Origin of the sequence: Pseudothauera rhizosphaerae, from assembly GCF_004801305.1 — a bacterium.
Classification (GTDB): Bacteria; Pseudomonadota; Gammaproteobacteria; order Burkholderiales; family Rhodocyclaceae; genus Pseudothauera; species Pseudothauera rhizosphaerae.
The window spans coordinates 20,799-27,413 of sequence record NZ_SSOD01000027.1; the positions used below are offsets into that span (position 1 = coordinate 20,799).

7 protein-coding genes are annotated in these 6,615 nt (G+C 70.9%); 4 read left to right on the forward strand and 3 right to left on the reverse strand.

The window, feature by feature from the left end; translation table 11 throughout:
* Window positions 1-137 precede the first annotated feature (137 nt).
* Window positions 138-740 carry a transglutaminase-like cysteine peptidase gene (locus tag E6O51_RS21255; RefSeq protein WP_136387036.1) on the reverse strand — a complete coding sequence of 201 codons (603 nt, stop codon included), beginning with the start codon at window positions 738-740 and terminating at the stop codon, window positions 138-140.
* A gap of 299 nt (window positions 741-1,039) precedes the next feature.
* On the opposite strand from E6O51_RS21255, the gene E6O51_RS21260 reads away from it, so the two are divergent.
* On the forward strand, window positions 1,040-2,539 hold the full coding sequence (locus E6O51_RS21260) for a TolC family outer membrane protein (protein ID WP_136387037.1): 1,500 nt from the start codon (window positions 1,040-1,042) through the stop codon (window positions 2,537-2,539).
* Between the two features lie 137 nt (window positions 2,540-2,676).
* Window positions 2,677-2,976 carry a PilZ domain-containing protein gene (locus E6O51_RS21265; protein WP_136387038.1) on the forward strand — a complete coding sequence of 100 codons (300 nt, stop codon included), beginning with the start codon at window positions 2,677-2,679 and terminating at the stop codon, window positions 2,974-2,976.
* Here the strand turns inward: E6O51_RS21265 and E6O51_RS21270 are convergent.
* Window positions 2,973-3,512: a disulfide bond formation protein B gene (locus E6O51_RS21270; protein WP_230976873.1), complete on the reverse strand. Its 540-nt coding sequence runs from the start codon at window positions 3,510-3,512 to the stop codon at window positions 2,973-2,975. The two genes, E6O51_RS21265 and E6O51_RS21270, sit on opposite strands and share 4 nt — an antisense overlap.
* A gap of 245 nt (window positions 3,513-3,757) precedes the next feature.
* Window positions 3,758-4,675, reverse strand: a complete 918-nt coding sequence (gene ybiB, locus E6O51_RS21275) for a DNA-binding protein YbiB (protein ID WP_136387039.1) — start codon at window positions 4,673-4,675, stop codon at window positions 3,758-3,760.
* A gap of 50 nt (window positions 4,676-4,725) precedes the next feature.
* Between ybiB and E6O51_RS21280 the strand changes: the two genes are divergently transcribed.
* Together E6O51_RS21280 and E6O51_RS21285 are read left to right on the forward strand one after the other, a co-directional pair.
* Window positions 4,726-5,607: an NAD(P)-dependent oxidoreductase gene (locus tag E6O51_RS21280; RefSeq protein ID WP_136387040.1), complete on the forward strand. Its 882-nt coding sequence runs from the start codon at window positions 4,726-4,728 to the stop codon at window positions 5,605-5,607.
* A complete protein-coding gene (locus E6O51_RS21285; protein WP_136387041.1) occupies window positions 5,604-6,479 on the forward strand; it encodes an NAD(P)-dependent oxidoreductase in 876 nt (291 codons plus the stop codon). Before E6O51_RS21280 ends, E6O51_RS21285 begins: the two co-directional genes overlap by 4 nt.
* Window positions 6,480-6,615 lie beyond the last annotated feature (136 nt).

Genomic DNA, 6,615 nt, shown 5'->3' on the forward strand with positions numbered 1-6,615 from the left:
AAGCGGCTCACGAAACTCCCCTCTCCCGCTTGCGGGAGAGGGGCCGGGGGTGAGGGAAACGGTCAGGGCGGCCTGCACGGTCGTGGAGGGGAGGCCGCCATGACCGTGAAGCAGGGGGTGATTCGGGGGCGCAGGGATCATTGCAGCCCCTCCCTGCGCATGCGTTCCAGCACGTCGCGCCAGCGCGACAGCCGGGTGGTGGGGTCGGCCGACGAGGCCGAAGCGCCGCCGACCCACATCCCGTCGCTGTTGAAGCTGAACACCGGGAACAGGTCCGGGCGGCGCGCCGCCGGGCGGATCTCGCCCACCAGGTTGTCCAGGATCAGCGGCTCGGATTCCGGCGTGGCGTAATAGCCCAGCACCATGTGGGCCTGGCTGACGCCGCTTTGGGGGCCGCCGATCTGGGCGCGCACGTAGATCAGGCGCAGGCGTTCGTCGGGGATGCCCAGTTCGCGCAGGGTGGCGTACTTGGCGATGGAGAAATCCTCGCAGTCGCCCGCGCCCTTGCCCATGGTTTCCAGCGGCGTGGCCCAATAGTCCTTCTCCGACCACACCACGACATCGTCCTCGAAGGCGATGCGGCGGTTGAAGAAGGTGTTCACCCGTTCGAGGCGGGCCGTCTCCTCCAGGGCGGCGGCGTCGCTCATCATCGCGCGCCAGGCGTCCACGCCGCTGCCGGCCTGGGCACCGTAGCGGGATACGGCCAGTTGGCGCAGGCGGTCGAAGTCGGGCGCGGCCATACCGGCGCCGGCCAGCAGCACGGCGCCCAGGCAGCACGCCGCCCAGGCGCTGAACCTGGACGCGATGCCCTGTCGCGAGGCTGTCGCGGGATCGTTCGGACGACGTCGGCGCATCGGACCCGTATGAAAGGCGAGATCGCCGAATTATGGCCTTGCGGGGCCGCCAGGCCGTGGTTTTTTTTGGAAAGCATCGAATAGTTGGCATAGGCTGCAGTGACTCCTGCCTATCATTTCTCGACCCAAATTGAGCACCGGCTGGGCGCCCTGGCCGGCCGAATTCACCTCCCGATGGAAAAGCCATGCCGATGTTCCGTAAAGTGATCGCCACGGCGGTGTGCGCGAGCCTGCCCGCGCTGGCCGTCGCCCAGGTTCCCGAAGCGCTGCGCGACGCCGCCCGCAGCGCCGTGGTCGCCAACCCCGAAGTGCAGGCCGGCTGGCATGCCTTCCGCGCCTCCGAGGAGGAGCAGGACGTGGCGCGCGGCGGCTATCTGCCGCAACTGGACCTCACCGCCAGCACCGGGCGCGAGCGCCGCACCCGGCCGGGGCTGGGCACGGACAGCTACTCCCACCGCAACGCCACCCTGTCCCTGAACCAGATGGTGTACGACGGCTTCTTCACCCGCAGCGAAGTGGCGCGCCTCGGGCACGCCAAGCTGGCGCGCTACTTCGAACTGGTGGATGCGTCCGAAAATGCCGCACTGGAAGCCCTGCGCGCCTACGCCGACGTGCTGCGCTACCGCGAACTGGTGCGCCTGGCCCAGGAAAACTACGTGCAGCACCGCCAGATCCACCAGCAGATCGCCGAGCGCACCGGTGCCGGCGTGGGCCGCCGGGTGGACCTGGAGCAGGCCACCGGCCGCCTGGCCCTGGCCGAATCCAACCTGCTCACGGAAGTCTCCAACCTGCACGACGTGAGCGCCCGCTACCAGCGCATCGTCGGCAGCACGCCGCCGGAGGAACTGCCCGCCGCCGGCCCGCGGCTGGGCAGCGGCCCCCTGCCGGCGGGCGTGGCCGGCGCGCTGCGCGAAGCCTTCGCCGCCAGCCCGGCGCTCGCCGCCGCGCAGCAGAACGTGCAGTCCGGCCAGGCCCAGGTGGATGCCCGCCGCGCCGCCTACCATCCGCGCCTGGACCTGCGCGCGAGCCAGGCAGTGGACCGCAACCTGGAGAACGTCAGCGGCACCTCCCGCGACGGCGTGGTGGCGCTGGTGCTCACCTACAACCTGTTCCGCGGCGGTTCGGACGCCGCGCGCATACGCCAGGCGGGCGAGGCCCTCAACCAGGCCAAGGATCTGCGCGAGAAGGCCTGCCGCGACCTGCGCCAGACCCTGTCCATCGCCTACAACGACGTGCAGCGCCTGGAAGAGCAACTGCGCTACCTGGACCAGCACCAGTTGTCCATCGAGAAGGCACGGGAAGCCTACCGCCGCCAGTTCGACATCGGCCAGCGCACGCTGCTCGACCTGCTGGATACGGAGAACGAATACTTCCAGGCGCGGCGCGCCTACGTGGCCGCCGCCACGGACCAGTTCGTCGCCCAGGCGCGCACGCTGGCCGGCATGGGCCACCTGCTGCGCGCGCTGAATGTGGCGCGGGAGGATCTGCCCGCACCGGCCGACCTGGGATATGAAGGCAACCCCGACGACCCGGCATCCATCTGCCCGCCCGAAGGGCCCAGTCCGCTGCAGATCGACAAGGAGGTGGTGTTCGCCGAGGCGATGCGCGCGGCGGGGTACGCCGCGCCCCAGCCCGGCAACGGTACGGGCGAGGCCCTTCCCGCCGGATCCATCCAGGGGCGATAGGGCGGAAGCGGACCCGCATGTGCGAAAGGGGCGGCCTGCGGGCCGCCCTTTGGTTCTTGTGCGGCATCGTGTGCCGATGACGGAATCCCGGCGCGGGAGGCTACAATCTCCCGGTCGCCATTCCGCCGCCATGTCTCATGAACGACCGCAGCGCACCGCCCGAACGCCGGCTGGACCGGCGCATCCCGATGTCCTGCCCCGCCGCCATCCACCTGCCCGGCGGCGACACGGTGGAGGCCGAATGCGTCGAACTGAGCGTGGGCGGCATGACGCTGCGGTCCACCTACGTGCCCGGCGAGGCGGAAGTGCTGCGCGTGTCGGTGAGCTCACCTACCGGCGCGGCGCCGCTGGTGGCGCGGCTGGAGGTCAAGCGCTGCCACGCCCTGGGGGGCGGGCGCTACGAGATCGGCGGCGCCATCGTGCAGGTGCTGGGCTAGTACCAGCGCCGGACCTGGCGGCGCACGATCAGGTGGCCGGCCAGCAGCAGGATCAGCGCGAAGCTCAGCAGCGACCAGTTGGCGATGGACAGGCCGAGGAAGGTCCAGTCGATGGCGGTGCAGTCGCCCGCGCCGCGGAAGATCATCGGCAGGGCCTGGGTCAGGCCGAAGCTTTCCAGCATGTATTCCAGTCCCGGGCCGCACTCGGGGATCGCCGGCGGGTAGAGCTGGATCCAGCTTTGCCGCGCCGCCACGCCGCCCCCCGCGATGGCGATGAGCAGGATCAGCGCCCCGTAGATGCGCGCGCCGCCGTTGCGCGGGCCGTGCAGGGCGCCCGCGAGCGCCACCAGGCCCACCAGCGCCAGCGCGTAGCGCTGCATGATGCACATCGGGCACGGCTCCAGGCCGCGGAAATGCTGCAGGTAGAGGCCGAAGCCGAGCAGGCCGGCGCAGAACAGGAACAGCAGCAGGAAGAGGGTACGGGCGGAGAGGCGCGAGAGCATCGGCGCGGGTTCCGGTCGGTTAAAGCTGCTCATTTTAGGCTGTCGGCGCCGGAAATGGGGCACTTCGTTCCTCCCCCTTCAAGAGGGAGGTCAGGAGGGGGATGGGTTTCCGTTCAGCCCGGCAATGAACCCATCCCCACCCCAGCCCTCCCCTTGAAGGGGAGGGAGCGAATTGCTCAGCCCGGGAGTCTCCGCTTCGCTCCGCCGCTCCGGCGGCGCAGAGCAGTGCTCTGCGAAACCCCGCCTGCGCCCCCTTGAAGGGGAGGGAGTAGTTCCGTTCATGCCTGCGCCAGCGCCGCCAGCGTTTCCACCTGCTCGCGCACCGGGGCGGGAACGGGGCTGCGTCCTTCCAGCATGGCGCGGATCAGCGCGGCATTGTCCGCCACGCCAGGGCAGTCCGGCAGGTCCGCCAGCGGCGGGGCGCCACCTTCCTCGGCGGGCCAGGCGACGCGTGCGGCGCCGTCCTCGAACACCTTCATCTCCGGGCGCCGGCGCGGGTTGGCGTAGGTTTCGCCCTCGGTGCCGCGCAGCAGCATGGCGTGCCCGCCGTCCGCACACAGGAAATGGTGCATGCGCTCCAGGTACTCCGGGTGGGTCACCGCCACCACGCGCACGCTGCGTCCGCGGCAGGGATCGACGAGCTTGGCCATGGTGTGGGCGGTGCCGCGCACGCCCATGCGCAGGCGCAGGGCGAGCAGGCGGTCCAGCCCCGGCAGCAGGGTGTCGAGCTTCAGGCAGGCGATGCGTCCGGCGGCCAGTTCCGCACCGGCCGCCGTGGCATCGGCCACCGGATGGATGTCCAGCGCGGCCAGCAGTTCGAAGGGGCTGGTGCGGCTTTCGAAATCGTGGCGGCCGTGGATCAGCACCGGCACGCCTTTCCGCGCCAGCAGCAGGGCCACCAGCGGCATCAGGTTGGCCTGCCGGCGCGCGCCGTTGTAGGTGGGCAGCACCACGCAGCGCGGGCCGGACAGCACCGCCACCTGGGGCGTGCGCGCATCCAGCGCGCGCTTGAAGCCGAGCAGTTCGTCGGCCGCTTCGCTCTTGATGCGCAGCGCCATGACGATGGCGCCCAGTTCCAGGTCCGGCACCTTGCCGTCCAGCATGTCGGCGAACACGGCTTCCGCCGCGGCGGCGTCCAGCGGCCGCGCGCCCTTGGCGCCTCGGCCGATTTCCTTGATGATTGGGGCGTAGGTCATGCGGGCGATTATCCGCCCGAACACCCTTGCCAGCCAGAGAGGAGAACGGAATGGAAGTCGGTTTCATCGGCCTGGGGCTGATGGGGCGCCCGATGGCGCTCAACCTGATCAAGGCCGGCCACACGGTGCACGTGTGGAGCCGCCGGCGCGAGTCCATGCAGCCGCTGCAGGAAGCCGGCGCCGGCGATTGCGCCAGCGCCGCCGAGGTGGCCCGCCGCGCCGCGGTGACCATCAGCATGGTGGCGGACGCGCCGGACGTGGAGCAGGTCACCCTGGGCCCGGACGGCGTGGCCGACGGGGCCGGCAGCAGCCACATCCACGTGGACATGAGCACCATCGCCCCGGCCGCGGCTCAGCGCATCGCCGCCGGGTTGGCCGAGCGCGGCGTGGCCATGCTGGACGCGCCCGTGTCCGGTGGCGAGGTGGGCGCCATCGCCGGCTCGCTCACCATCATGGTGGGGGGTGACGCCACTGCCTTCGAGCGCGTGAAGCCCGCCTTCGAGGCCATCGGCAAGTCGGTGACGCTGATCGGCTCTTCCGGCGCCGGCCAGGTCGCCAAGGCCTGCAACCAGATCCTCACCGGCGTGGGCGTGGCGGCGGTGGCCGAGGCGCTCAACTTCGCCACCCGCAGCGGCGTGGATGCGGGCAAGGTGCGCGAGGCCCTGCTGGGCGGCTTTGCCTACTCGCGCATCCTGGAAAACCACGGCCAGCGCATGCTGGACCGCAACTTCAAGCCCGGTTTCAAGGCCTGGATGCACCAGAAGGACATGCGCATCGTCATGGAAGAGGCGCATCGCCTGGGCCTCGCGCTGCCGTCCTCGGCCGCCACCGCGCAGATGTTCAACGCCCTGGTGGGCAGCGGCCTGGGCGAGGACGACTCCATCGCCATGCTGAAGCTTCTGGAACGCATGAGCGGCGGGGAGGGCGCATGAAGGTCGGGTTCATCGGCCTGGGCGTCATGGGGGCGCCCATGGCCGGCCATCTGCTCGCGGCCGGGCACGAACTGGCGGTGTGGGCGCGTCGGCCGGAAGCCACCGCCGCGCTGGCGGCGAGAGGCGCCCACGTGTGCGCCACGCCGGCCGCGCTGGCGGCGCGCTGCGAGGCGGTGATCACCATCGTTACCAGCAGCGCGGACGTGGAGCAGCTTGCCTTCGGGCCGGACGGCCTGGCGTACGGCTTCGCCCCCGGCGCCGTGCACGTGGACATGAGCACCATCGCCCCCGCGGTCGCCCGCAGTCTCGCCGCCCGCTACGCCGAGCGAGGGCTGGGGTGGCTGGACGCGCCGGTTTCCGGCGGCGAGCAGGGCGCCCGCGAGGCCACGCTCGCCATCATGGCCGGCGGCGAGGCCGCGGTGCTGGAGAAGGTGCGTCCGCTGCTGGAAGCCCTGGGCAGGCGCATCGTACACATCGGCGAGGCCGGGGCAGGACAGGTGGCCAAGGCCTGCAACCAGATGATCATGGTCAACGCCATCCAGGCCGGGGCCGAGGCCATGCATCTCGCCCGCGCCCACGGCGTGGACCTGGCCGCGGTGCGCACCGCGCTGATGGGCGGTTCGGCCGCGTCGAAAGTGCTGGAGGTCATGGGCCGGCGCATGGTGGAGCGGGATTTTTCCGCCGGCATCGAAGCCCGCCTGCACCACAAGGACTTCGGCCTGCTGATGAATGAGGCGGAACGCCTGGGCGCGCCCCTGCCCGTCGCCGCGCAGACCTGGCAGCAGCTCAACGCCCTGATGGCCTGCGGCTGGGGGCGGGATGATACGTCCAGCCTGCTGCGGGTGCTGGAGGCGTTCGACGGAGGGACGTAGCCCGCCTCAGTGGGAGCAACTGTCTGCAGCAGATTTGTCGTTCAGGCTTACAGGGGGTCGCCCGTTCTCCATGTGGTCTGGTCGCGGATCATGGCGTTCAGACGAATGAGGAGGACGCGCATGCAGGCGACGAGGG